Source organism: Klebsiella sp. HN106, assembly GCF_051209435.1.
GTDB classification, from domain to species: domain Bacteria; phylum Pseudomonadota; class Gammaproteobacteria; order Enterobacterales; family Enterobacteriaceae; genus Klebsiella; species Klebsiella oxytoca.
The window spans coordinates 1-24,246 of record NZ_JBLURD010000016.1; the positions used below are offsets into that span (position 1 = coordinate 1).

A 24,246-nucleotide genomic window follows, 5' to 3' on the forward strand; every position below is an offset into this window, starting at 1 on the left:
TACCAGCGTACGGCCCACAGAATGATGTCACGCTGAAAATGCCGGCCTTTGAATGGGTTCATGTGCAGCTCCATCAGCAAAAGGGGATGATAAGTTTATCACCACCGACTATTTGCAACAGTGCCATCGATCTTGAGCGCGACATCCTGGCGCATATGGATTTTCGTCCGGCGATCGCCGCGGATCTTCAGGTTATGGACAGTCGCTTGTTCACCCCGCAGCCCTGCGGCCTCGCGGAACATCTGTCCCGGAATTCATCCTCTGACTCACAAGGAAATTAGCTATGAAACTTGCCAGTAAAACCGCCATTGTTACCGGCGCCGCGCGCGGTATCGGCTTTGGCATTGCTCAGGTGCTTGCGCGGGAAGGCGCGCGAGTGATCATCGCCGATCGCGACGCGCACGGCGAAGCCGCCGCCGCGTCCCTGCGCGAATCGGGCGCACAGGCGCTGTTTATCAGCTGCAATATCGGTGAAAAAGCGCAGGTCGAAGCGCTGTTTTCCCAGGCCGAAGAGGCGTTTGGCCCGGTGGATATTGTGGTGAATAACGCCGGAATCAACCGCGACGCCATGCTGCACAAACTCTCCGAAGCGGACTGGGACACGGTGATCGATATCAATCTGAAGGGCACTTTTCTCTGTATGCAGCAGGCCGCCGTCCGCATGCGCGAGCGCGGCGCGGGCCGCATTATCAATATCGCTTCCGCCAGCTGGCTTGGCAACGTCGGACAAACCAACTATTCGGCGTCAAAAGCCGGCGTGGTGGGAATGACCAAAACCGCCTGCCGCGAACTGGCGAAAAAAGGCGTCACGGTTAACGCCATCTGCCCGGGCTTTATCGATACCGATATGACGCGCGGCGTCCCGGAAAACGTCTGGCAAATCATGATCAACAAAATCCCTGCGGGCTACGCCGGGGAGGCGAAAGACGTTGGCGAGTGCGTGGCGTTTCTGGCGTCTGACGGCGCGCGCTATATCAACGGTGAAGTGATTAACGTCGGCGGCGGCATGGTGCTGTAAGGAGAAAAACGATGACACAGGCTAATGATATTGTGGTTGTCAGCGGCGTCCGTACCGCTATTGGCACGTTTAACGGCAGTCTTAAGCATACCCACCAGCATGACCTCGGAGCAGCGGTCATTCGCGAAGCGATCGCCCGCGCCGGACTTGCGCCGCAGGATATCGACGAAACGATCGTCGGCAACGTCGGGCAAATCGCCGAAAGCGGTTTTATCGCCCGCATCTGCCAGCTGCGGGCGGGGATCCCGCAGGAGAGCACCGCGTATTCGGTTAACCGCCAGTGCGGCTCCGGACTTCAGGCCCTGGCGGACGGCATGATGCAGCTGCAAAGCGGCCAGGCCGAGGTGGTCGTCGCCTGCGGAACAGAAAATATGACCCAGCTGCCCTACTACCTGCGCAAAGCGCGCGATGGCTATCGCATGGGCCACGGCGAGCTGGAAGATGGACTGATCTCCATCCTCACCTGGCCGGAAGGGCCTTATCACAACGGCATCACGGCGGAAAACGTTGCGCAACGCTTCGGTATTACCCGTGAAGCGATGGACGATTTCGCCTGGTCGAGCCAGCAGAAGGCGCTGAAGGCGATCGCTGAGGATCGCTTCCGTGAGCAGATTCTGGCCCTTGAGGTGCCGGACGGCAAAAAAGCGACCCGCCTGTTCGCGACCGATGAACACCCGCGCGACACCCCACGCGAAAAGCTCGCCGCGCTGCGTCCGGCATTTAAAGCCGACGGCGTGGTGACGGCAGCCAACTCCTCCGGCATTAACGACGGCGCGGCCGCGCTGGTGATGATGACCCGCCAGCAGGCGGAACAGCGCGGCTTAACTCCGCGCATGCGCATTCGCGGCTGGGCGGTCGCCGGCTGCGGCGCGGAGATTATGGGGTTTGGCCCCTCTCCCGCCACCCGACGCCTGATGGACCGTCTCAATATGGATGTTCACGCCATCGATTTAATTGAACTCAATGAGGCCTTCGCCGCCCAGGCGCTGGCGGTGATGAACGATCTGCGTCTCGATCCAGCCCGCGTTAACGTCAACGGCGGCGCGATCGCCCTCGGCCACCCGGTGGGCGCCAGCGGTGCGATCCTGCCGGTCAAACTGATGTATGAAATGGCGCGCAGCGGCGCGCGCACCGGTCTGGTCACCATGTGCATCGGCGGCGGCCAGGGGATTTCTATGCTGTTCGAGCGCGAAGGCGCTTAGGAAAAGACGGCCCGAAGTGGGGCTTCGGGCCGGGCGTCGTTCGGGTCAGCACCCGGCGACAACCTGTGAGCTGACGAACGGGATCGTCTCGATCCCGGCAAGGCTTCTGACCACGAATACGGGGAAATAATAACCATGTCCGCAATAAATGAAAAGGCGGTAAACGGGACGCCGCTACAGCGCACCCATAAAAAGATCTACCGCCATTTGATGCCGCTGCTTATCGTGGCGTACATCATCAGCTTTATTGATCGCACCAATATTGGCATGGCGAAAGCGACCATGTCGGTGGATATCGGCCTTTCCGCAACCGCATTCGGCCTCGGGGCCGGGTTGTTTTTTCTCACCTACGCGGTGCTGGAGATCCCCAGCAACCTGTTTTTAACCCGGATTGGCGCGCGGCGCTGGATCGCCCGCATCATGATCACCTGGGGGATCATCTCCTGCGGTATGGCGTTTGTCACCGGGCCTACGTCCTTTTACGTGATGCGCCTTTTGCTCGGCGCTGCCGAAGCGGGGCTCTATCCGGGCATTATTTACTACCTGACCCTCTGGTTTGGCCGCGAAGAGCGCGCTAAAGCCACCGGTCTGTTCCTGCTGGGGGTCTGCCTGGCCAACATTATCGGCGCGCCGCTGGGCGGTTTGTTATTAAGCCTTGATGGAATGTCCGGCTGGCACGGCTGGCAGTGGATGTTCTTTATCGAAGGGCTGCCCGCGATAGCGCTGGCTTTCGTCGTCTGGCGCAGACTGCCGGATAAACCGGCCGACGCCCGCTGGCTGGACAGCGACGACGTGCAGGCTATCAACGCGGTACTGGAGAAAGAAGCCGAGGAGACGCGCCATACGCCAAGCCGATTTTCCCTGAAAACCGCGCTCACCACCCGGGTGTTTTTGTTACTGGTGCTGATTTACTTTACCCATCAGTTTTCGGTTTACGGCCTGAGTTATTTCCTGCCGGGGATCATCGGTAGCTGGGGCCTGCTTACTCCGCTGCAGATCGGTCTGCTGACCGCCATCCCGTGGATCGCAGCCGCCGCTGGCGGGATCCTGCTGCCGCGTTTCGCCCGGACGGAACAGCGTTCGCGCAGCATGCTGATGGCCGGATATCTGGTCATGGCGACCGGCATGGCGATTGGCGCGATTGCCGGCCACGGCGTGGCGCTGCTTGGCTTCTCGCTGGCCGCCTTCATGTTCTTCGCCATGCAATCCATCATTTTTAACTGGCTCCCCTCGATCATGAGCGGGCATATGCTGGCGGGCAGCTTCGGCCTGCTTAACTGCCTCGGGCTGTGTGGGGGCTTTCTCGGGCCGTTTATTCTCGGCGCGTTTGAGGATCGCACCGGCGCGGCAACGTCCGGCTTATGGTTCGCCGTCGCGCTACTGATCATCGGCGCGCTGGTGTCTCTGTTCATCAAAAGTTCGTCATCTCCTGGCAGAGCATCGGCAAAACAAGCCGGCGGCGAAAAAGCGTAATCAGGAGGTCCTTATGCGCATCGAAGTCTTACTGGATTTAAAAACTCGACTCGGCGAAAGCCCGGTCTGGGATGTCGAACAGCAGCGTCTTTGGTGGGTGGACAGCCTCGACGGGCGCCTGTTCGCCTGTAACGCGCAGGGCGACGCGATTAAGAGCTGGGACGTGCGGCAGAAAATTGGCTCGTTCGCCCTGCGCCAGAACGGCGAAGGCGCGGTGGTGGCGCTACAGAATGGCGTGCATCTGCTCGACTTCGCCAGCGGCGAGCTGACGCTGCTGCACCATCCGGAAGCGGACCGGCCCTTTAACCGGCTCAACGACGGCAAAGTCGATCGTCAGGGACGTTTTCTGTTCGGTTCGATGGATATGCGTGAAGAGGAGCCGAGCGGCGCGTTATATCGCCTGGACGCCGATCTGTCACTACACGTGCTGAAGAAAAATATCATCGTCTCTAACGCCCCCTGCTGGAGCCCCTCCGGCGAGACGTTCTATTTTGCCGATACCTGGACGGGCGAAATCTGCGCCTGGGACTACAACACCGCGACCGGCGATCTCTCCGGAGAACGAGTCTTTTGCCGTGTCGATAGCAGCGAAGGCGGCGCGGCGGATGGCGCCACCGTGGACAGCGAAGGCTATCTGTGGAACGCGCTGGTCTACGCGGGCAAGCTGGTGCGCTACACGCCGGAGGGCAAGATCGATCGCATCATTGAGATGCCGGTGAAAAAAGTGACCAGCGTTATGTTCGGCGGCGAAAACCTCGACGTGCTGTACGTCACCTCAATGGCGCAGCCGCCCCTCCCGCGCTTCCCGGAAGATAATCAGCTGCGCGGCAGCCTGTTCGCCCTGTACGACCTGGGCGTGACCGGCGTAGCGGAACGGCGTTTTGCCGGCTAAGCGAACCTCCGGCTCGCCGCGATAACAATAATACCCGGCGAACTGACTCTGACCCTGACACCAGGCGGCGCGCATCATGCTGTCGCGACGCCGCGGAGTAAACACGACTATGACAACAATCAATCACACACCTGCCGGCGAACAAGGTGGAAAAAAGCGGCTGATACATCGTTTCTCCTGGGTTTCGCTGCTGGTTTGCTGGCTAATCTGGGTGCTTAACGCCTACGATCGCGAGATGATCCTGCGCCTTGGCCCGGTCATCTCTAAAGAGTTTTCGCTCTCGCCGGAACAGTGGGGCAACGTCGTCGCCCTGATTATGGTTGCCCTCGCGGTGCTGGATATCCCCGGCTCCATCTGGAGCGATCGCTACGGTTCAGGCTGGAAACGAGCGCGCTTTCAGGTACCGCTGGTGCTGGGCTATACCGCCCTCTCTTTTCTTTCCGGTATTAAAGCGATCAGCCACGGGCTGACGGCCTTTGTGCTGCTGCGCGTTGGCGTCAACCTCGGGGCCGGCTGGGGCGAGCCCGTCGGCGTCAGCAACACCGCAGAGTGGTGGCCGAAAGAGAAACGCGGCTTCGCGCTGGGGGTGCATCATACCGGCTATCCGATTGGCGCGCTGCTGAGCGGCGTGGTGGCAAGTCTGGTGCTTTCCGCATTTGGCGAAGGCAGCTGGCGCTACTGCTTCCTGCTGGCGCTGATCGTCGCCATCCCGCTGATGATTTTCTGGGCGAAATATTCCACCGCCGATCGCATCAACACGCTTTATCTGCATATCGATAGCCAGGGGATGACGCGCCCGGCGACCCAGGAAAGCAGCCATGTTGCCAAAGGCGAAGGGATGAAGACCTTTTTACGCACCCTGCGCAACCGCAATATTTCGCTAACGGCGGGCAATACCCTGCTGACGCAAATTGTCTATATGGGCATTAACGTTGTGCTGCCGCCGTATCTTTATCACGTCTCCGGCCTGTCGCTGGCAGCATCCGCCGGGCTAAGTATTATCTTCACGCTTACCGGTACCGTGGGCCAGATAATTTGGCCCTGGCTGTCCGATAGCTTTGGCCGTAAACGTACTCTGATCGTCTGCGGTCTGTGGATGAGTATCGGCATTGCGCTGTTCTATTTCGCCACCAATATGCCGCGTCTTATCGCCATTCAGCTATTTTTTGGCCTGGTGGCCAACGCCGTGTGGCCTATCTACTACGCAATGGCTTCGGACTCCGCCGAAGAACGCGCCACCTCTACCGCCAACGGCATTATCACCACGGCGATGTTTATCGGCGGCGGCATTTCGCCATTGCTTATGGGCTGGCTCATCCAGTTCGGTGGGGGATGGGAAAATCCGGCGGGTTATATCTACGCCTTCTTTACCATGGCGGGATGCGCGCTGCTGGGGATGTTATTGCAGCTCATGACCACCGATAAAACGCCGCGCAAAGCGCATTAACGCAGGAGAACGCATGAAGATTGTTATCGCGCTGGATTCGTTTAAGGGTAGCTGTAGCGCGCAGGCCGCTTGCGCAGCGGTAGCACAGGGGTTGCGCCGGGTTGACGAGGGGCTGGAGCTGGTCGAAATGCCCGTGTCGGACGGCGGAGAGGGGCTGCTCTCGGCCCTTGCGGAAAGTCCGCAGCTGAAGGGCGCAAGGTGGCAGCAGCAGCATTGCACCTCGCCTTACGGTCTCTCCGTAGAGGCCGCGTTTCTGATCCTGCCCGGCGAACGGGCCATTATCGAGATGGCGCAAAGCTGTGGGCTGGAGCTCACGCCGAAAGCGCAGCGGGATGTGCGTCTGGCCAGCAGCTTTGGGCTGGGCGAGCAGGTAAAAGCGGCGCTGGATGCCGGTTGTCGGCGTTTGATTATCGGGCTGGGCGGCAGCGCGACCAACGATGGCGGTATCGGTTTTGCCCAGGCGCTTGGCGCCCGCTTCTGGCGCGAGGACGGCACGCTGCTGCCGGTTCCCGCAGCGGGTCAGGATCTTGCGCATATTCAGCGCATCGATTTAAGCGCCATGGATCCACGCTTACGACAGGCCGAAATACAGGCCTCCTGCGACGTCACGAATCCTCTGCTTGGGGAAAATGGCGCCACCTGGGTGTATGGCGCGCAGAAAGGCGCGGACGAGGCCGCGCTCAGGGAACTGGAGGCGGGTATGGCGCACTACAGTCGGCAGCTTACGCAAACGCTCGGCTACGACGTCAGCGAACGGCCCGGCGCCGGGGCCGCGGGCGGTATGGGGGCCGCGCTGATCGCTTATGCGGGCGCCACGCTGCGCCCGGGCATTGACCTGGTGCTGGAACTGCTTAACGCCGACCGCCATCTTAGCGATGCCTCGCTGACCATCGTCGGGGAAGGCTGGCTCGATCGTCAGAGCGCCTTTGGTAAAGCCCCGGTGGGCGTGGCGGGCAAAGCGGCGCGCCACGGCGTACCGGTTGTGGCCCTTTGCGGCGGACGCGATGAGAGCAGTCGGCAATTGTATCAACACCATATTGACGCGATGTGGTCTATTTGCCAGCGCCCTATGCCGCTGGCGGAGTCGATGAACACATGCGAACAGCTCCTCGCCGACGCAGCGGAGAATGTTCTACGAACCTTTCTGAGCGGGCGGCGCGGAGAGGCACATAAGCGGATAACTGTATGATTATTACGACGGCGCTGGCTAATGAAATTGTCGCCCGGGCAATGGCGATAATTCATCATAACGTGAACGTGATTGACCATCATGGACAGATCATTGCCTCAGGTGAACGGCATCGTATCGGCGAGCAGCATGAGATCGCCCGTGAGGTGATACGCACCGGTAAACGCATTTGTATTAACAACACCGCGGAAGCCGCGCGTTTCCAGAATGTGCATCCCGGTATTAATCATCCCATTATCTATGACGATCGCGTGGTGATGGTGGTGGGCATCAGCGGCGATCCCGCAGCGATCAGCCGCTATGCTGAACTGGCGGTACTCACCGCCGAGCTGCTGGTCCGCCAGGCCATAGAGATGCGGGAAACCAACTGGCGACAGCGTCTGCGCGATACCCTGTTTGGTCAATATCTTGATCAAGGCGCTTCGCCCGCCGGACAGGAAGCGCTTCATCGCCTGATGGAGCTTGGCTTCGCTTTTGATGCGCCGCTGGTGCCGGTCGTGGTGACCGTGCAGGTTGAACAGCATCAGCTAAGCGAAATACTGAGTACGCTGCTGCGAGAATTCTCGCAGTTGGCCGGGGTAAGAGACGTCATTTTGCTGGGCAGCAATGAGATCCTGATCCTCAATACGCTGAGCGAATCCCAGGAAACGCTGCTGCGGGGCATCGAGTTTGTCCTCAGCAATCAGATCAGCCATTACCATATCGGCATTGGCGTGCAGGCGGACAGCGCTCCGGATATTCGCGAGGCCATCCGATTCGCCCGTTCGGTGATTGAGGTCGGGAGCAAAGTACAGCCGCAGCGGCAGATCTACTACTTTCGCGAAATGGCGATGCTCTGCCTGTTCCGGGTGCTGGAAGACAGCTATATGGTCAATTTTTTTATCAATAACGTACGCCAGCTGCTTGAGCATGATTCCGGCGAAGTGCTGCTGGATACCCTCAGCAGCTTTATTGCCAATAACGCCGAGCCGGGAAAAACGTCGCTGCTGTTGGGGATTCATCGCAATACGCTCACCTACCGGCTGCAGCAGATTAAAAAGCATATTCAGCTCGATCCGATGGTTTTCACCGACCTGACGCAGCTGGCGGTGTCGGTACACTGCTATCGTCGGCAGAACCCGCGCCAGAGCGAATGGATTGATACCTTAAGCTAACGTGCGCCGGGCGAGCAGGCCGGTACGCGCCCTCGCCCGCCCTTCACAGCAAACACCGTGCCGGTCGCGTTCTGCTGGCCAGCAGAGGAGAGCGCTGACGTCAAAGACGCTCAGCGCCGCACGCCATCGCCACCTCGCACCGCGTATCACTCTGAGATCGACGTTTATCAAAATAATAGCGCGCCCGGCGATTTTATCCCGACAGGCGCCTTCGTTGCCGAGGGCTGGCTTTTCGCCTCATCCCTTCAGCGAAGCTTGCTCGCTTCAGTCGCCATTTTTGTACACAAATTAATCAAATGGCACCTTTCTTGCCTTTTATCTACGTTCCCCGACCGCAGCATTCGTCGGCCAATGTAGATAAAAAGGACAGGAAAATGGCGCAAATGAATGAAAACATCGCGACCGCACCGGTCTCTCCCCTACGCGATTTTTTCGCGAAACCACGTATCATCGCCAGGCCCGGTTTTAACCGCTGGCTGGTGCCACCGGCCGCACTGGCCGTTCATCTCTGCATAGGTATGGCCTATGGGTTTTCCGTTTACTGGCTGCCTATGTCGCAGCTCATAGGAGGAAGCGAGTCCCTTCAATGCCCCGTCAATATGTCGTTCTGGCAGCAGCTGTTTACCCGCGATTGCGACTGGAAAATCTCCATGCTCGGCTGGACCTACACGCTGTTTTTTGTTTTTCTCGGCTGTTCGGCGGCGCTGTGGGGCAGCTGGCTTGAGAAGGTTGGACCGCGGCTGGTGAGCTTTATTGCCACCTTATGCTGGTGCGGCGGCCTGCTGCTATCCAGCGTCGCCATCTATTTCCATCAGCTATGGTTGCTGTGGCTGGGGGCCGGGGTCATCGGCGGAATCGGTCTCGGACTGGGCTATATTTCACCGGTTTCGACGCTGTTGCGCTGGTTCCCTGACAAGCGCGGAATGGCGGCCGGGATGGCGATCATGGGTTTTGGCGGGGGAGCGCTGGTGGGGGCGCCGCTGGCAAATGGTCTGATGAATTACTTCGCCGGTCCGACCGGCAACGGGGTATGGCAAAGCATTCTGGCGCTGGCGGCGATTTATGCGCTATTTATGCTTGCCGGTACCTTTGGCTATCGCCTGCCGCCCATGGGCTGGCACCCTTCGGGCGAGAAGGCGCAAAAAACGATCCGCAATAATCCCACGATCCAGGTGCACGTCCGCGTCGCCTGCCGTACCCCACAGTTCTGGCTGCTGTGGATGGTGCTATGGCTCAACGTCACCGCGGGGATCGGTATTCTCGGTATGGCTTCGCCGATGCTGCAGGAGATCTTTGCCGGCAAACTGCTGTCGCTCGATCTCAGCTGGCATGAGCTGAACGGCGAGCAGCTGAAACGCATTGCTACCATGGCCGCAGGATTTACCGGCCTGCTCAGCCTGTTTAACATCCTGGGACGGTTTTTCTGGGCATCGGTATCCGATCTGTGCGGGCGAAAAATGACCTTTGCGATCATTTTCTGCCTGGGCGCCGTGCTGTACGGGACGTTGCCGCTGGTGAATCACGGCGGCTATATCGCGCTTTATGTCTGCGCGATGTGCATTATCATTTCGATGTACGGCGGAGGTTTTGCCAGTATTCCCGCCTATCTGGCTGATGTCTTTGGCTCACAAATGGTGGGCGCGATTCATGGACGCTTGTTAACCGCCTGGTCGGCGGCCGGGATCAGCGGCCCGGTTCTGGTGAACTATCTGCGCGAGTATCAGTTGACGCACGGGGTCCCGCCCGAGCGCGTCTACGATATAACGCTGATGGTCCTGACCGGCCTGCTGGTGTTGGGTTTTATCTGTAATCAGCTGGTGCGTCCGCTGACGGAAGAGCATGCGATGACCGCGGAACAGCAGCAGCAGGCGAAAGGTCTGTATACCATCAATAAGGATGCTCAGCTCACGTGGGAGGCCCGCCCGTCCACGCTGCTGTTAACCGTAAGCTGGTTAGCGGTGAGCGTGCCGCTTTTATGGGGCGTCGGCACCACCCTCCAGCAGGCCGTGAAGTTCTTTATGTAAAGTCTTGCCGCCGATGCCGGGCGGCATCGGCCAGACGAGAGAAAGCGCACTTTGCCGCACGTAACATAGTCAGCATCCATCGATAAAGTTATTCTAACGACTCAGGTGAATAGACTAACTGCCTATCAGGGAAGAAGACTGTCAGGCGAACTTTTACCGGTCGACTGCAGCCTTCAATGAATCTTCAGGAGAATCGATTGATGGTAAATATTTATATTGCGAGTCCTTTTTTCAGCGACGACCAGGTTGATCGCGTCCAGCGCGTCGAACAGGCGCTGACCGTCAATAAAACGGTAGATAAATTTTTCTCACCGCGCCTGGCCGATGCGGAGAATCTGGAATACGGCACTTTACCCTGGCGCGATTTCATCTTTAAGAACGATATCAAGCATCTCGACGAAGCCACGGTGGTGGTTGCCGTTGTTGATTTCTTTGACGATCACGTCAATAGCGGTACGGCGTACGAAATCGGCTATGCCCACGCGTTTAAAAAGCCGTTGATTATCGTTCAGGAAAAAGGGAATAAGCTAAACCTGATGATTTCAGAAAGTCTGACTTACTATACCCAAAGCGCTGAAGAGCTGGCGACTTACGACTTTACTCAACTGAAAAAGAATATCTTTACCGGCGACGTTTTCTGATACCACGCGGTCGTCTGAGCGACCGCTTTTTTCCCTCGCCTGGGGAGTGTTCATAGGCTTACCGGCGGTGCGACTCAATATGCGCAACGATCCGCTCTACCGCCTCTTCGGCGCTCAGTACTGAGGTATCCAGCACCAGGCTGGCAGAATGCCAGGGTTCGTAATCACGGGTGATGACCTTTTGCCAGTCCGGCAGGATATGGCCGCGAATGTCCGCTGCGCGGTTTTCCACGCGATACCGATGCTGCGTTTGGTCGGAGCAGGTCACTTCTATCTCCAGATAAGGCGCGGCATTCTCGGTCGCGACCTCTCTCCAGGCCTGGCGGGTAATGGCGATGGGATTCACCGCATCGGCAATCACCACGTTGCCCAGCCTGAGGTTATCCGCAGCAATGGCGTACGCCGCCAGATATCCGGCCGGTCCTATATCGTGCCGGGTGACGGTTTCGGCGCGGATCAGCGCCTGTTCAATCGAATCGATTCGTAACCAGACGGCCCCCAGCCTGGCGGCCAGCAGGCGAGCAATGGTTGATTTCCCGGTACCGGGCAGGCCGCCAAAGATCAGTAACATAGATATCCCGTTATTCAAGAGCCTTTAATGGATGACAATTTCCGCACGTTGATGACAATAGAGCGCCGATTGCCTCACGTCCAGCGCTGATGCGCGCACGTGGTATAAGGCCCAAAAACCACACAAAAAACAGGATTATTTTATCTCCGTTTAGGGTCGGTTGAGTTGGTTTACAGATACTAAGATGCAGGATGGCAGATCCCCGGAGCCCGCATGAATACCCCGCCACGGCGTTTAATCCAGTACGGCAGCGTCATGTTGTTTCCGCTGGCGATGATTATTTATGATTTTTCGGCTTACCTGACCACGGATCTTATTCAGCCAGGCATCATTCATATCATCAACGAGCTTCAGGCTGATGTCACCCTTGCTCCGGCATCGGTCAGCCTGTATATGGCTGGAGGCCTGGCGCTGCAGTGGCTGCTGGGCCCTCTGTCAGATCGTATCGGCCGCCGCCCCGTTCTGCTCACCGGCGCCCTGGTTTTTGCTCTCTCCTGCCTGAGCATGCTGTTTGTCGCTTCGATCGCGCAATACTTCGTCGCCCGCTTTATCCAGGGAACCAGCATCTGTTTTATCTCGACCGTGGGCTATGTGTCGATTCAGGAAGCGTTTGGGGAAACCGATTCAATCAGAATCATGGCTGCGCTGACCTCTATCGTCCTGCTTGCGCCGGTTATCGGACCGCTGGCCGGCGCGGCGCTAATGACGGTGATGCACTGGAAACTGCTGTTTGCCATTATTGGCGCGCTGGGCCTGGTGGCCTGGGCCCTGCTGCTTTTTAAGATGCCGGAAACCGTTATCTCTCAGGGGCGGGGATTTAAACCGGGGGAAGTGCTGGCTGATTTCATCGCGGCGTTTCGTCATCCCGTGGTGCTGACAGGTTCGCTGGCGGTGGCCTTTGGCAACGTGCCGATGATCACCTGGGTGGCGCTCTCTCCGGTGATTCTGATTGAGCACGGCGGCATGTCTCCCGCGGCATATGCCTGGACTCAGGTGCCGGTGTTCAGTGGGCTGATTATCGCCAGCGCGATCGTGGCGAACGTGGTAAAAGACCCCACTTCGCCGCGCTTTATCTGGCGTACCGTTCCGATACAGCTGACCGGCCTGCTGATCCTGCTGGCCGGTAATCTTATGTGGCCGCATGTCTGGTTCTGGTCGGTGCTGGGTACCAGCATTTATGCGCTGGGGATTGGGCTACTTTACCCGGTGCTGTTCCGCTTCACGCTCTTTTCCCATCATCTGCCAAAAGGCACCGTGTCCGCCACGCTGAATATTCTGGCCCTGAGCGCGTTTGCCGCTTCCATTGAGGCAACCCGTTGGATCTACTTCCATGCCGGTGGCAGAATCGCCTTCCACTGCGCGGCGCTGATGGCCGGTCTCGCCGTGGTAATACTGGTTTCCCGGCTGCTGAAACTGCGTAAGCGGTATCAGGATAGTTCTGCGCCGCCGCAGACCGACGCTCAGAAACTGTAGTGCAAAACGAGGAGGTCGTATGCCTTCCTGCGAGAGCGGATGCCAGCGATTTGCCGCGCGCAGGCTCTAGGATCTCCTGGCATTCATCGACACAAAGTTCCCGTCTACGATCCTCTTATAGCGCAAGCCTATTTCATTCATTTCTAATAAATCGCGGCAAAGTAAAAAGCCATTCATTTTCGTGGATTTAAAACCAAATTTTTTTATAGTGTGATTCTTAATGGCATAAACAGCTTTTTGCGTGATATTCAAGGTTTCCGCGAGATCCTTCACACTGGCTCCTGCCGACAGTCCTTTAAATATCCTTTTAGACCGCTGCGAGCTTTTTCTATACACGCTTCTCTTTGCTGATTTTATTTTTTGCAAAAACTCTTTTTTCGATAGGAATGAAGGAATGATCATAGGGTCCTTATCATTGTTGCAATCTGATACTTTACAATGAGTAATAACAAACACCTGCAGATTATAAGCCGCAACAAGGCGTAATAATACTCGTCGTTTCCTGATGCAATGAATATATAAAATAACTTTTTGATCGTAGGTAGCAAAAGATCTCACCACCGCTCTCAGTCCCGATGCATTTATGTCATTGTATAACACGGCATGATTTTCTGCCGCCTCATTCAATAAATGCCTGGCCCCCTGCAAAAAATACACATCGTCGGTAATTATGTTGATGATGTTCAAAGCTATTAAACTCCGGTTTAATATTTATTAATAAACAATATAAATCACCGACCACCAGCCTGTTAATCACAGAAGTCAAAAACAAAGTAAAAAACCAATATAAACAATAGGCTGCATGAGAAACCAAATGGGTAATGCCCTGCAGGTTTAAGAGGTTAAGAAACTTAAATCATATAAAATGGCGGGGGGTACGTCGTTTAAATTTTCAATCGTTCAAGGCCGTGAGCAGACATCATAACCGAGTATGGTCATTTAGAATGGCACCCCGGTCGTCAACATAGTAGAACTGAATCTCGCTGGCGCTCGTCACCGGTATATTCCCCGAAAGAGCATAACGGCGCTGACTAAAAGGCGCGGTCATCATATCCATTTCCCGCTCAACATGCCGTTGCGTTTTTCCGTGACGAACAATAATGTCCGTAAACGATATATGCCAGGGCGTGGGATTGTCGCACTCCACGTACCAGCGCCCGCCTTCTTGTACTGCCCGGAATTTAAGACGTGCGGCCGCACTCTCGGGAGCGGGAGAGAGACCTTGCGGACGATAAAATATTTTTAACTGGGTGTTCATTGCCAGCTGCAGCCGGGATTGCTCCGGCATATTTTTACTGACGGGCGGAATTTCATAGAGGTTAATCCAGAACACGCTCTCGCGGTCTCGTGGCAAAGGGGTCTGGTTATAGACAATCCGCAGCCCCTGTATTCCTTCCGGCTGCAGGCGAAACACGGAAGGCAGCACAATAAAAGGCGCCCCCGTATAGGCCGGATTGCCGCTGCCGTCATCAACCCAGCTCTGCACAATGACCGGCCAGGAATTGGTATTAGCCAGCATCAGGCTGATTTCCCGGGTTCCTTCGGTATAGATGACTCGCGTGCCGCTCGCTATCAGTCCGGCATAAACACGTAATGGCGCGAGAAACATTATCAACAGCACCGTTATCCAGCCAACGCGGCGAACTTTGTTCACTGTATTTTCACCAGAACATAGGCTGTGGCATAAACTTTACCGGGGGTGACCGCCTGGCCGTCCAGTTTCTGCAGGGTGGCTAAAAATGTGCTGCTGTAGTGCGTATATCCCGCCATGGTGCTTCCAGCGTTATCGGCCGCCTCCAGTACCGGATACCATCCGGCATTTTCGCCACCGGGCGTGGTCAGGGATACCGTCCCCGGCTGGCCCACGAAGTTCATTCTTTTCCCCTGCGCATTCTGCAGGGTAATTCCCACGCCCTGGGCCATGTTTTCGCCAAAATAATCATCAGAGAGCAGATACGTCACGCCGCCGCTGCCGTTCACCAGCCCCAGCGTGCTGGCCGCGCTGTATGACCCCGGCGAAACCTGAATACCAATCGCCGTCTGGCCTGCAGCCGTACCCGACTCGGCTGAATCACTGCACTCTACCTGCACGGTGAAGCTGGCGCTGGCGCTCCCCCCCTGTTCGAGTTCAGCAATAGAAATTGTGCGAAATAAAACCTGCGGGGTGGCATTGCGCGCCACGCAGGTAGGCAGGGAATAGAGGGTGTTCGCCAGCCGCATGCCGTAGCCAAAACCGTTATCCGCTCCCCAGAAATCGTAGTTATAGGCGCTGTCCTCACCCGGGAAATCGCGTGCGAAACTGAAGCTGACGCTGCTGTCGCCGGACAGCTGGATGTAGGCGTTGGGCTGAGTCATGACGGAATTTTGACAGTAATAGTTACGCCCCGTCGCGGAAGCATAGCCAATACCAACCCCATCATCATTGTTGTTACCACAATAGGCCGATGCGGCGGAGGTTCCCGGCAGGCTGCTGATCCGGTACAGCTCGGCGACCAGAGGCGGGATATCCTGCAGACGGATCTGAATCTTCCCCGTTGAGCTTGTGGCGTATGATGTGATGGGAACCTTCTGCCAGTGGCGGGTCAGCGTGACGCCGGACATGGTCTGTCTGATTCCGACGTAGGCGAACCAGGTGGCATAGACGTCGCTCAGGCCGTCGACCGTGCCAATATCATAAAAACCGCCGACGCGATCGTCGCCATTCGTGGCGACCAGAAAATAGATATTGGGAAGATCCGCGGCATCACATTCCCAGAGTACCGAAGCGCCGTTAGCCCCGCCGTGAGTGTAATTCGTTGGCGGCACCACGATGCTGGCCAGCATGGTACCGACCGGCTGCAGATAAGTATCCGTCAGGTTAATTTTCCCGAACGGTATCTGCGCGACATAGGAGTCTTCGGTCTGGGTAACCAGGGTCAGGGAACAGCTGGCGCCGGCCCGGAGGCTGAAAAGCGTCAGGCAGGCAAACAGCAAGTTAAGCAGGAAAGTTCGTCTTTTCATCATCATTATCTTCATCGCTGCGCATCAGGCGTCTGTCGGCAGACTGCGCTGAGTTTTGTCAGGTGCCGGGTGGTTTCTTTGGGGTTTATGCGGTAGGCCAGACGGCAGCGATCCCGCTCGTCGTCACCCCAGCGAACGATCAGCTCTCCCTCAGCGTGCTCCGTACGTAAATAGAGCTGTCCGTTCTGTCCGGCCATACCGATAATCGTCCCGTCCGGTTCAGTGACATCCGCCCCGAGCGGGACCGGCTCTCCGTCTGGCAGACGAGCATTAATCAGCATGGCATGGCCCGTCCTGGTGCGGAATACCACCCTGACGGCAGCGCCGGCCACCGGCGCGACCCGCCGCTCGCTGTCAACCAGTTCTGCGTTGCCATCAATTCCCTGGGGATCGAGCGTTACCCTGCTGTAACGATAGGGTGTGACGGAGGGCACCAGGGCGTAACCCTGGCTGTCAATAATCGACTGGCCGGAGTTATATACGCTTGCCCCTGAAGCGCCTTTAGCCTCAACCAGCGCGAAGGTGTCGCTCAGATAAGGTCCGAACGTCACGCCGCCAGAATGAATGGCGAGCGCCCCCTGCGCATTACCCGACGCCTGCCAGTACCCCTCACCCCGGGAGGCATTGAGCCCCACGCTGACGTTGGGCAGCCGTTTTTGCAGGCCGCCGCTTATCGTTGTCTGATGATACTGCTGGTCGCGCATCACCCCCAGGTTATAACTCAGCGTCCGGGCATCATCGATCATGCCTGAGGTATTGCTCTGAAACTGGTCGCCGCCGCCGGAGGCGTGGGTCCAGGAGTTGCTGATAATCTGGGTGTTATTTTTATCGCTGAATCCCAGCGGAAAGGAGACGGATACTGCGGTCACGGTTTCCTTTCTGCCGGCCTCATAGCTCCCGCCTGCGTGCTGGCGGGAAAGGGAAATGTTGAAGCTCATACCGTTATGAAAACTGTTGCTGTAACCCGCCTGCAGCTGCGTATCCCGGCTCCGGCCGTCCCGGTAATTCTGCGTGGAGCCTGAGAGATAAATATTGCCGAAGGAACCAAACCCCTGGTTAAGGGAGATATCAAACCGGGATTGTTGCTGCCAGGAGGATGAGGTCCAGCGATCGTGGTCGCGCATGGCTTTTCTTACGCCCAGGACGTCACCAAGTTCGCGATAGCCTGAGGTCGAATAGCGGTAGCCCGCAAGCGTCACGGTGGTTGCTGTCGGCTGGAATGTTTTACTCCAGGAAATGTGGGCCATGTAGCCCTTCACGTCATCGCCCTCCGGCATCCCCGCACGGGAGGCGGTGATGTCCAGGCCCAGAGCGCCTACAGAAGAGGCGTAGACCCCACCGCCAATGACCGCCTGATAGTCATCCGCGATCCGCAGCCCCGTATTGAGCGTCAGGGCATTGCTCAGCCCGTACTGCCAGGTCAAGTCGCTGAACAGAGAGTTATCGCCGGCGTCAACGGTACGCCCGACAGCCAGTCCATAGCGTGAGATCCCCGGACGCATGGACTCCGGTACGGCGGAGAACGGCACGCTGAACCGGCTTACGCTGCCGTCGGCCCCAGTGACTTCAACATCCAGATCGCCGCTGTAGCTGGTCGGATAGAGATCGTTAATATCAAACGGGCCAGGAGCGACCGTGGTCTGGTAAATCTGCCGTCCATTCTGGGAGACCGTCACCTTCGACGTACTGCCTGCCACTCCGCGAATGGCCGGGGCATACCCTCGCATGGAATCCGGCAACATTCTCTCATCGGTGGCCAGGCTTATCCCCTTATAGCTCAGACCTGAAAACAGACGCCCGGTCGTGCTCAGTTCACCGGCGGTAAGCTGGCTGTTGAATGCCGGCAACGGGCGCTGCAGATACCGGCGGAGGGTATTCCAGTTTGCGCCCGAATCACGATTCCACTGTACATTTGATAACTGGCGGAACTGCCACAGCCCCAGATTTATCCCGCCGTTCATGGACAGCCAGCCGGAGTCCAGGTCCCGGGCGTTATTACCGGAGTAAGAGACGTGATAATAGTTTGTGATGTAGTTAATAAATCCCAGAGAACTGCCGGCTTCCAGTTCGCCGGGATCAACATAGCCGCGCGGCCGGATATTCATGTCAGCCTGCGGTATACTCAGCTCGAGCCGCAGCCGGGATGTGTCAAAATGGCTGCTGCTGCCTTCAATCAGCGAGCTGAGGGAGAGACAGGTATTGTTCTCTTTTGCGCCGGCAGGCAGACCGTTGCGGGGCGCAATCCCGGCTGCCGCAAGCTGACCGGGCGTCAGGCACGGCCGCACCTGCCCGCTTTCTGTTTCACTGAAGGTAATATTATCGCTGCTGACGAATCCACCATTCACGTAAACATCTACTTTGAAGTTGCCGGGGGCAATATTTCCCGGTTTGCTCAGCCGCATCAGCGCGGTTTCACTGAAACGACCGCCGCGAAACAAAGCAGGGTCAAAAGTATAATCATTTTCTTCAGCTATCCCTGCCGCTCCGGTAATACTCGTGCCGGAAGCAAACGTTACGGAAGCGGGGATTAAAAGGGTCAGGAGAAATAACCTGATACCTGCCATGGGATATTCGCTCAAATAAAAACGCATTACAATCGACGCTCAGTCACAATATCCACCCCATAGTCGTTAACAAGCACAAGACGTAAAAGAAGGCCTCTGAGGCTGGTTATTTCTGACGACGGGGTAACGACCAGTCCGGATTTAGGTGAAATCATCACCCCTTCCGCGAGGCGAATATCCTTTCCGTTGCGGACAAGCGTGGCCCGACGAACAGAGGCGTGATATTCGCTCTGGTTTACTATCCTGATCTGCTTACCTTCCATGCTGAGATGGATATGCTCTGACGTTTTTTCCGGATGCCCCGAAAGCGACGCCGGGCGGTAGAAAACTTTCACCCGATTAGTGATGGCGAAAATTAACTTATTTTGTTGCGTCGTTCCGGCTTTTAACGACGGCAGCTGGCTGAAATTAAAATAGAAGACAGATTCCCGATCGCCCGGCAACGGCTCTCCGGAATAGGTCAAACGGACAGACTGACCGCTATGAGGCTCCATACGAAAAACCGGCGGAGTGACTATAAACGGGGCAAAACCCTCCGGCGTTCCATTGTCAATCTGTACCTGTACAATATAAGACTGAGACTCCTGGTTAGTTAACTGGAGCGTTTTATCTTTGGCGCCTTCCGGATAAATAATTCGCGTACCCGTTAATATCACGCCTGCATTTGCATAGCCGGTAAAACCGAATATCAACAGAACAAACAATCGCAGTATCAATCGCATCGGGAAAATATTCCGCAAGATTATTTTAATATTAATATCATTTACTTTTTAAAACACAGGCCGGGTATACGGCCTGTGTTTTTATAAACTCAGAGGTAGCTCAGGGTATATTCCGCTACGGCAGTAATCGCACCCGGCGTAGCAGAAGCGGCATCAATAACATAATATTGTGCCCCAAAGGAGTGGCTGGTGGAGGTGTCTCCCTCGGGTAAAGAGAGGCCTGCAACATCGGTTACTCCTGACAGCACGACAGGCGTCGTTCCGGCATCGGTGGTGGTCAGCTGGATACCATAACCGACCGCAGCATCAGTGACTGCGCGGTTACCCAGCGTACCGCTGGCGCTGTCGACATCAAACCCCAGGAAACGGGTTTTAATCAACTGAGGGCCCTCGCCTGCCGCCGGGGCAGTACAACCGCTCACCGTCACGGTAAATGGCGTCAGCCCGGCGGTCTGTCCATTCGCCAGGTTTCCGCCAAAGTCAGCGGTAGAGACTGTCGGTAACAGAACAACGGAGTTTGTCTCACCATTGATGCTGACCGAGCAGGTCTGGCTGGTGACTTCGCCCTGGAATGTGACCGTCGGCGTTACCGCAAATGCAGACCCGGATAATGCTGCAAATGAAAATAAAGCCAGCATTGTTTTAATTGAAGTTTTTGTGTTCACTTTTTCCTGTCCTTTGTTTATTGATTGTTTATTGAAATATTTTATGTAGTGCCTAGAATCAATCGTTTCCATGCACTCTGGATTTAGAGTGCCCCCTGGTAGTGACGCCATACTGATGTGATAAAAGTGACTTAAAATTCATAAATCATCTATAATATTCCCTCGTGAAAATCATCAAGAACCCACCATTACCATGGCTGTTCAGGCCTGTGCGCTGGAAGATTCTTATGATGCGGGAAGATTCCTGGTCGGGGTAGTTTATTAACTAAAAATGAATTCAAAATACAATTAAAACAATGAGTTAAAAACCATAACAAAATTTCATCATTAGTTGTCAAAATTATTTTTTTGGCGAATTTTCATATTTTTCCGGGCTCCAGTGAGAGAAAATATTTAAGGTTAAAGGTTTGGAATTTGTTTCATAAATTTTAGTTTTTGGTGATTTTTATGGTTAAATACATCATGAATAAGCAAGTTATTTTCCTTCCCGGTGAGAAACAATTGTTATCGATAAAGGATGGGACCCGATTTACGATACTTAAGAGTAGCGCCCATTGCCTGGAGTTACTTCTGGAACGGCAAGGACAGCTGGTATCGCACTCTGATTTAATGGTTGCAGGTTGGGGTGAGGATGCTAAGCGTACGGTATCAAATTCGGCTTACTATCAGTCCTTTGTTAATTTACGCAACGTATTAAAAAAACTGGGTTGCCCGGATAACATTCTGTTGACTATTCGTGGCAAGGGTGTGCGGCTGAATGCCTACATTGCCGTGGAAAAGTATGAGGATAATCCACAAAATTCGATAGAGCGTATCCACTCAGTCTCAGACGATCGTAATATCTTTCCCGTTACAGATAACCGGTATCAGGATGACCAGCTAGCGGATAAAAAAGGCATACAAACCGGTGAAATTTTCGCGCAGCCTGACACAGTAGCACCGCTTACGCCTGAAAATAAAAAAACCATCAAAATGATCTCGTATTGTCTGGCAATTTTCCTTCCATTGATAGGTTTGTTCGCCTTTTTTTTATATCGTTCCCCTTTTCATCATGAATTCATTATCGAAGGTTACTCGCATATCAACGGCACGCCACCTTGCTACTTTGCCAATGCCAGAAATATAAATAACGATTTTGCCATTAACTTTATTCATGACGAAGGGTTAGTGTGTAATAAAGACATCAAATATTTCATTTCATATTTTTCAACGTCACCACGGTTAACCGTGTTTACGTGCGGAAAGGAAGCGTCTTTAAAATGTGACTCAACAACTTACATTGTGGCAAAAAATGAAAAAAATTAAATGGCTCGCTTTCTTATTGTTCTTTACAGGGTTACCTCAACAGGTTAACGCCAATGCTAATGACAAAATCGTTTGCGAAGCGAAACACTCTTTATATCATGGCCAATTTGCAATTAAAGCAACTTACCGGTTTATCATGAATGATAACAGCGGCGTTATTTTGATTAATGGTACCGCGCACCTTGGCCCGGAACGATATGCGATAAGTCGCGAAGTCTATTTTAATTATAAAAGACAAAGCGGTGATGACTATCTTCTCACCAGCCAAAGAGTCTATACCAATCCGATTGATACGTTGCCGGAGTTATTAGCACAACAACACTACCCCTCTTTTTTCCTTAAAGAAAATAAAAAGTTAAACTTCCTCATTAATTCCGTTAATCAAACAGACTATATCATCAGCTTTGTCAGCACGCCTTTATTTTATTGCAATGGGGAATAATGCAGACAGAAACTCAACGATTTTTTTAAGTTATAGCAGATTCTTACTATTAGATAACCTGGAGTAAACCCAAATATAATTTTATAAAAAACCATATTTGGGTTCGCATCAATCCGAAATGCTCACTCTTGCGCTAACAATGTTGCACTGGCAGGCTTGATCTGCGGCAGTTTCATCACAGCACACCGCGTCATTCCCCCTGCGGCATGCTGCTCTGCCTGCTTCGTCGCCTTTTATCTCTTCCGCCCCCGCCCCGGCGACGTCACCAGAATCATGCGGGTTAGCCCGCTCAAGTGATGCCCGGGTCAATCCTGGTCAATATTAAACCACAGCCGTCACGCTTATGCAGCCCGGCGTGAGGAAGGGATGCGCGACGGAAACATCCGTTACTGCGGCGCGGGGAGGGATGGGGTAAAAAAACAGGGTTCAACTCTCTTTCGCCATAATGATTGCGGTATAGGTTCGCCAGTTTCCGGAGTCATTGATCACCGCATAGTTTACCGTCGTTCCCACGGCCGGTGCCTGAGAGAGCACCACATCCCGCCGCTCATACGGCGCGAGCATCATGTAACCGATCCTGATTCCTTTTGTTGCCGTTACTGTCAGGCTCATATACCACGGCGTTGGGTTGGTTATCGTGATGCCCTGCGAAGCGATGCTGAAGCGCAGTTTCTGTTCATCATTGACGGTGGGCGCCTTTAAGCCGGTCGGACGAATAAATACTTTCAACCGCAGCCGTAGGGGTAACACTAGCTTGCGGGTAGCGCTTTTCGTCGCGCTCAGTTCGGGCGGTATCTGGTAAATGTTGAGCCAGAACAGGCTCTCCCGATCCTCTGGCAGACTGCGCCGCGAGCTCAGCATCACGCGAAGCGTTCTCAACTCATCCGGCTGCATTTTAAAGACGGGCGGCAATACCACCAGCGGCGTACGGCTATTATCGGGTGAGGAGGCGGTCTCTCCGGCATCGGTCCAGACTTGTAACAGCATTGGCGTTACGCTGTCGTTTGCGAGCGTCAGCGACTGGGCAATATCGTTAGCGGCGAATACGAGCCGGGTTCGGTCAACGTTAACCGCAGCAAACGGCGCGGAATTGACGCCTGCCAGCAACAGCAGCGCTAACACCGCCTTACTGAAAACTAACCACTGCCTGTAACTGCGCATTCACGCTCCCTACCGTTACCGGTTGTCCACCGAGCGCCTCAAGGGAGGCGGTAAAATCACCATGCCAGACCTCTACCGAACCACGGTCTTTTTTGCTCGTTAGTACGGTGAGCTCTTTATATCCATACCAGCCACGGGAGTTGCCCGTCCCGGTACTCACTTTGTCCGGCAAAAGGTTAAGCGGCACACCGCCCTGATCGTAAATCCGTATTCCTACTCCGGAAGCCACGCCCTTTCCGCCATAATGCGTGTCCAGTAACCAGGTCAACCCACCGCCGGTGGTCGTCAGGCCAAGGCGGCGCGCGGCGGCCACGGCGCCGGGCTGATTGACTAAAAAACCCATGGCTACGTTAGCGACACTAGTGGTGGGATGAGTCGAGGACATCGCGCCAGCTTCGCACTCCAGCGTTATGCTGAAAGGCGCTTCGCTGCTTTCGCCAGAAGAGAGCGCCTCCGCTGTAATGGTAGGAAGCAGCACCGTCGCGGGATAATCTTCAATGGAGCAGGCCGCGCCGCGAATATAGGTGACCTGATTGTAGCTACTCCACGCACCGGGCCAGGATTCGGGCCAACCATAATAACTTGAAGCATGATCCATACCGGGTTGAATAGCGGAGGTCAGTAAGCCAGGCCCCTTGAATGCGATATAACCGCGCGGCTGGTTATAGGTGTCTTTGTTAATTCTGTCGTTAAAAATATATTGATCCGAGGCGGCGATTTTAAGCATCTCATACAGGACATTACTAAATGCGCCTGCGGGAATATAAATTGCGCGATCGTCCTGAAACCAACTATCCGCAGTGAGCTGGCGCTGCTTCCAGAAGCGGCTATAGTATTCGCCGGTACTCAGATTCGTCATGCGTACCGCGACGTTACGTTCCGCGTCATAGTAGGCTCCCTCCACTTCTTTCGCCCGACGCCCGCCAACAAAGTAGTTATCGCCGTTGGTTGAATACAATTCATACAGCTTCCCGGCGTCCTGCAAATCACAGCGGTAAAGCACCTGCTTTGCCGTATAGGACGTCTGAACGCCTGCAGTGAGGAAATTACCCACCGTACTGGCAAGCACGGTGCCGGAAGGCTGAAACTTATTATTCGCGCTAACGCTAATGACTGACGGCAGACCAAGATGACCGATATTGTCATCAAAGGCGCCGCGCCAGAAGCGCGCGGTATAGCCTGCTTTAATCGCCGCCTCCGAAAGGAAACTATTATCCGTCACTTTAACGCAGTTAGCCCAGGACGCGGTGCTGAAAAGCAGGGTAGCAGCAAGTAGCAGCGTTTGGCGAAGATAACACATGAG

The 24,246-nt window shown here is 55.2% G+C and carries 22 protein-coding genes and 1 pseudogene; 13 read left to right on the top strand and 10 right to left on the bottom strand.

What is annotated here, in order from left to right; translation table 11 throughout:
* On the bottom strand, window positions 1-62 hold a 62-nt coding region (locus ACSIPU_RS25385), incomplete at its 3' end, for a hypothetical protein (RefSeq protein WP_001549973.1).
* Window positions 63-125: 63 nt separating this feature from the next.
* On the opposite strand from ACSIPU_RS25385, the pseudogene ACSIPU_RS25390 reads away from it, so the two are divergent.
* The 10 genes and pseudogenes from ACSIPU_RS25390 to ACSIPU_RS25435 form a co-directional block, all read left to right on the top strand.
* Window positions 126-281 (top strand): annotated as a pseudogene (locus tag ACSIPU_RS25390) (hypothetical protein); the annotation flags it as partial.
* A gap of 2 nt (window positions 282-283) precedes the next feature.
* Window positions 284-1,018, top strand: coding sequence for a 3-oxoacyl-ACP reductase FabG (fabG, locus tag ACSIPU_RS25395; protein ID WP_053064404.1), 735 nt, complete (start codon window positions 284-286; stop codon window positions 1,016-1,018).
* Window positions 1,019-1,029: 11 nt separating this feature from the next.
* Complete coding sequence (locus ACSIPU_RS25400) at window positions 1,030-2,220, top strand: thiolase family protein (protein ID WP_004105426.1); 1,191 nt, start codon at window positions 1,030-1,032, stop codon at window positions 2,218-2,220.
* Between the two features lie 135 nt (window positions 2,221-2,355).
* Window positions 2,356-3,693: an MFS transporter gene (locus ACSIPU_RS25405; RefSeq protein WP_126489531.1), complete on the top strand. Its 1,338-nt coding sequence runs from the start codon at window positions 2,356-2,358 to the stop codon at window positions 3,691-3,693.
* A gap of 13 nt (window positions 3,694-3,706) precedes the next feature.
* The gene (locus ACSIPU_RS25410; RefSeq protein WP_285160005.1) at window positions 3,707-4,585 is read left to right on the top strand and encodes an SMP-30/gluconolactonase/LRE family protein; all 879 of its coding nucleotides are present in this window, start codon (window positions 3,707-3,709) and stop codon (window positions 4,583-4,585) included.
* Window positions 4,586-4,661: 76 nt separating this feature from the next.
* Window positions 4,662-6,032, top strand: a complete 1,371-nt coding sequence (locus ACSIPU_RS25415) for an MFS transporter (RefSeq protein ID WP_435322437.1) — start codon at window positions 4,662-4,664, stop codon at window positions 6,030-6,032.
* A 13-nt stretch (window positions 6,033-6,045) separates the two neighbouring features.
* Window positions 6,046-7,221, top strand: a complete 1,176-nt coding sequence (locus ACSIPU_RS25420) for a glycerate kinase (protein ID WP_142448271.1) — start codon at window positions 6,046-6,048, stop codon at window positions 7,219-7,221.
* Complete coding sequence (locus ACSIPU_RS25425) at window positions 7,218-8,375, top strand: CdaR family transcriptional regulator (protein WP_047720701.1); 1,158 nt, start codon at window positions 7,218-7,220, stop codon at window positions 8,373-8,375. Before ACSIPU_RS25420 ends, ACSIPU_RS25425 begins: the two co-directional genes overlap by 4 nt.
* Window positions 8,376-8,749: 374 nt before the next feature.
* Window positions 8,750-10,399 (top strand): OFA family MFS transporter, encoded by a 1,650-nt coding sequence (locus tag ACSIPU_RS25430; protein WP_047720700.1) that lies wholly within the window; start codon window positions 8,750-8,752, stop codon window positions 10,397-10,399.
* A 200-nt stretch (window positions 10,400-10,599) separates the two neighbouring features.
* A complete protein-coding gene (locus tag ACSIPU_RS25435) occupies window positions 10,600-11,040 on the top strand; it encodes a nucleoside 2-deoxyribosyltransferase (RefSeq protein WP_435322438.1) in 441 nt (146 codons plus the stop codon).
* Between the two features lie 58 nt (window positions 11,041-11,098).
* Here ACSIPU_RS25435 and ACSIPU_RS25440 read toward each other — a convergent pair whose 3' ends face one another.
* Complete coding sequence (locus tag ACSIPU_RS25440; protein WP_023321589.1) at window positions 11,099-11,611, bottom strand: AAA family ATPase; 513 nt, start codon at window positions 11,609-11,611, stop codon at window positions 11,099-11,101.
* A gap of 213 nt (window positions 11,612-11,824) precedes the next feature.
* On the opposite strand from ACSIPU_RS25440, the gene ACSIPU_RS25445 reads away from it, so the two are divergent.
* Window positions 11,825-13,084: an MFS transporter gene (locus tag ACSIPU_RS25445; RefSeq protein ID WP_032729047.1), complete on the top strand. Its 1,260-nt coding sequence runs from the start codon at window positions 11,825-11,827 to the stop codon at window positions 13,082-13,084.
* A 66-nt stretch (window positions 13,085-13,150) separates the two neighbouring features.
* Here ACSIPU_RS25445 and ACSIPU_RS25450 read toward each other — a convergent pair whose 3' ends face one another.
* From ACSIPU_RS25450 to ACSIPU_RS25475, 6 genes are all read right to left on the bottom strand, one after another.
* Window positions 13,151-13,771 carry a hypothetical protein gene (locus ACSIPU_RS25450; protein WP_004105453.1) on the bottom strand — a complete coding sequence of 207 codons (621 nt, stop codon included), beginning with the start codon at window positions 13,769-13,771 and terminating at the stop codon, window positions 13,151-13,153.
* Between the two features lie 232 nt (window positions 13,772-14,003).
* Window positions 14,004-14,738 (bottom strand): fimbrial biogenesis chaperone, encoded by a 735-nt coding sequence (locus tag ACSIPU_RS25455; protein WP_016809691.1) that lies wholly within the window; start codon window positions 14,736-14,738, stop codon window positions 14,004-14,006.
* On the bottom strand, window positions 14,735-16,084 hold the full coding sequence (locus ACSIPU_RS25460; protein ID WP_227628711.1) for a fimbrial protein: 1,350 nt from the start codon (window positions 16,082-16,084) through the stop codon (window positions 14,735-14,737). The genes ACSIPU_RS25455 and ACSIPU_RS25460 overlap by 4 nt, the downstream gene beginning before the upstream one ends.
* An 11-nt stretch (window positions 16,085-16,095) precedes the next feature.
* Window positions 16,096-18,648, bottom strand: coding sequence for a fimbria/pilus outer membrane usher protein (locus tag ACSIPU_RS25465; protein ID WP_196558195.1), 2,553 nt, complete (start codon window positions 18,646-18,648; stop codon window positions 16,096-16,098).
* A gap of 26 nt (window positions 18,649-18,674) precedes the next feature.
* Entirely contained in the window at window positions 18,675-19,352 is a 678-nt protein-coding gene (locus ACSIPU_RS25470; RefSeq protein WP_016809688.1) for a fimbrial biogenesis chaperone, read from the bottom strand.
* Window positions 19,353-19,459: 107 nt separating this feature from the next.
* Window positions 19,460-20,008: a fimbrial protein gene (locus tag ACSIPU_RS25475; protein ID WP_032729050.1), complete on the bottom strand. Its 549-nt coding sequence runs from the start codon at window positions 20,006-20,008 to the stop codon at window positions 19,460-19,462.
* A 489-nt stretch (window positions 20,009-20,497) separates the two neighbouring features.
* On the opposite strand from ACSIPU_RS25475, the gene ACSIPU_RS25480 reads away from it, so the two are divergent.
* Together ACSIPU_RS25480 and ACSIPU_RS25485 are read left to right on the top strand one after the other, a co-directional pair.
* Complete coding sequence (locus tag ACSIPU_RS25480; protein WP_224226421.1) at window positions 20,498-21,340, top strand: winged helix-turn-helix domain-containing protein; 843 nt, start codon at window positions 20,498-20,500, stop codon at window positions 21,338-21,340.
* The gene (locus ACSIPU_RS25485; protein WP_004105463.1) at window positions 21,327-21,782 is read left to right on the top strand and encodes a hypothetical protein; all 456 of its coding nucleotides are present in this window, start codon (window positions 21,327-21,329) and stop codon (window positions 21,780-21,782) included. The genes ACSIPU_RS25480 and ACSIPU_RS25485 overlap by 14 nt, the downstream gene beginning before the upstream one ends.
* Before the next feature lie 426 nt (window positions 21,783-22,208).
* Here the strand turns inward: ACSIPU_RS25485 and ACSIPU_RS25490 are convergent, their stop codons facing one another.
* Both ACSIPU_RS25490 and stbD read right to left on the bottom strand, forming a co-directional pair.
* On the bottom strand, window positions 22,209-22,943 hold the full coding sequence (locus ACSIPU_RS25490; protein WP_196558196.1) for a fimbrial assembly chaperone: 735 nt from the start codon (window positions 22,941-22,943) through the stop codon (window positions 22,209-22,211).
* Window positions 22,909-24,243, bottom strand: coding sequence for a fimbrial usher protein StbD (stbD, locus tag ACSIPU_RS25495; RefSeq protein WP_032729051.1), 1,335 nt, complete (start codon window positions 24,241-24,243; stop codon window positions 22,909-22,911). The genes ACSIPU_RS25490 and stbD overlap by 35 nt, the downstream gene beginning before the upstream one ends.
* Between the last annotated feature and the right edge of the window lie 3 nt (window positions 24,244-24,246).

Coding starts and splice junctions, on each gene's coding strand:
- fabG (WP_053064404.1), top strand. CDS start 284: ATGAAACTTGCCAGTAAAACCGCCATTGTTACCGGCGCCGCGCGCGGT.
- ACSIPU_RS25400 (WP_004105426.1), top strand. CDS start 1,030: ATGACACAGGCTAATGATATTGTGGTTGTCAGCGGCGTCCGTACCGCT.
- ACSIPU_RS25405 (WP_126489531.1), top strand. CDS start 2,356: ATGTCCGCAATAAATGAAAAGGCGGTAAACGGGACGCCGCTACAGCGC.
- ACSIPU_RS25410 (WP_285160005.1), top strand. CDS start 3,707: ATGCGCATCGAAGTCTTACTGGATTTAAAAACTCGACTCGGCGAAAGC.
- ACSIPU_RS25415 (WP_435322437.1), top strand. CDS start 4,662: ATGCTGTCGCGACGCCGCGGAGTAAACACGACTATGACAACAATCAAT.
- ACSIPU_RS25420 (WP_142448271.1), top strand. CDS start 6,046: ATGAAGATTGTTATCGCGCTGGATTCGTTTAAGGGTAGCTGTAGCGCG.
- ACSIPU_RS25425 (WP_047720701.1), top strand. CDS start 7,218: ATGATTATTACGACGGCGCTGGCTAATGAAATTGTCGCCCGGGCAATG.
- ACSIPU_RS25430 (WP_047720700.1), top strand. CDS start 8,750: ATGGCGCAAATGAATGAAAACATCGCGACCGCACCGGTCTCTCCCCTA.
- ACSIPU_RS25435 (WP_435322438.1), top strand. CDS start 10,600: ATGGTAAATATTTATATTGCGAGTCCTTTTTTCAGCGACGACCAGGTT.
- ACSIPU_RS25440 (WP_023321589.1), bottom strand. CDS start 11,611: ATGTTACTGATCTTTGGCGGCCTGCCCGGTACCGGGAAATCAACCATT.
- ACSIPU_RS25445 (WP_032729047.1), top strand. CDS start 11,825: ATGAATACCCCGCCACGGCGTTTAATCCAGTACGGCAGCGTCATGTTG.
- ACSIPU_RS25460 (WP_227628711.1), bottom strand. CDS start 16,084: ATGAAAAGACGAACTTTCCTGCTTAACTTGCTGTTTGCCTGCCTGACG.
- ACSIPU_RS25465 (WP_196558195.1), bottom strand. CDS start 18,648: ATGGCAGGTATCAGGTTATTTCTCCTGACCCTTTTAATCCCCGCTTCC.
- ACSIPU_RS25475 (WP_032729050.1), bottom strand. CDS start 20,008: ATGCTGGCTTTATTTTCATTTGCAGCATTATCCGGGTCTGCATTTGCG.
- ACSIPU_RS25480 (WP_224226421.1), top strand. CDS start 20,498: ATGAATAAGCAAGTTATTTTCCTTCCCGGTGAGAAACAATTGTTATCG.
- ACSIPU_RS25485 (WP_004105463.1), top strand. CDS start 21,327: ATGAAAAAAATTAAATGGCTCGCTTTCTTATTGTTCTTTACAGGGTTA.
- ACSIPU_RS25490 (WP_196558196.1), bottom strand. CDS start 22,943: ATGCGCAGTTACAGGCAGTGGTTAGTTTTCAGTAAGGCGGTGTTAGCG.
- stbD (WP_032729051.1), bottom strand. CDS start 24,243: ATGTGTTATCTTCGCCAAACGCTGCTACTTGCTGCTACCCTGCTTTTC.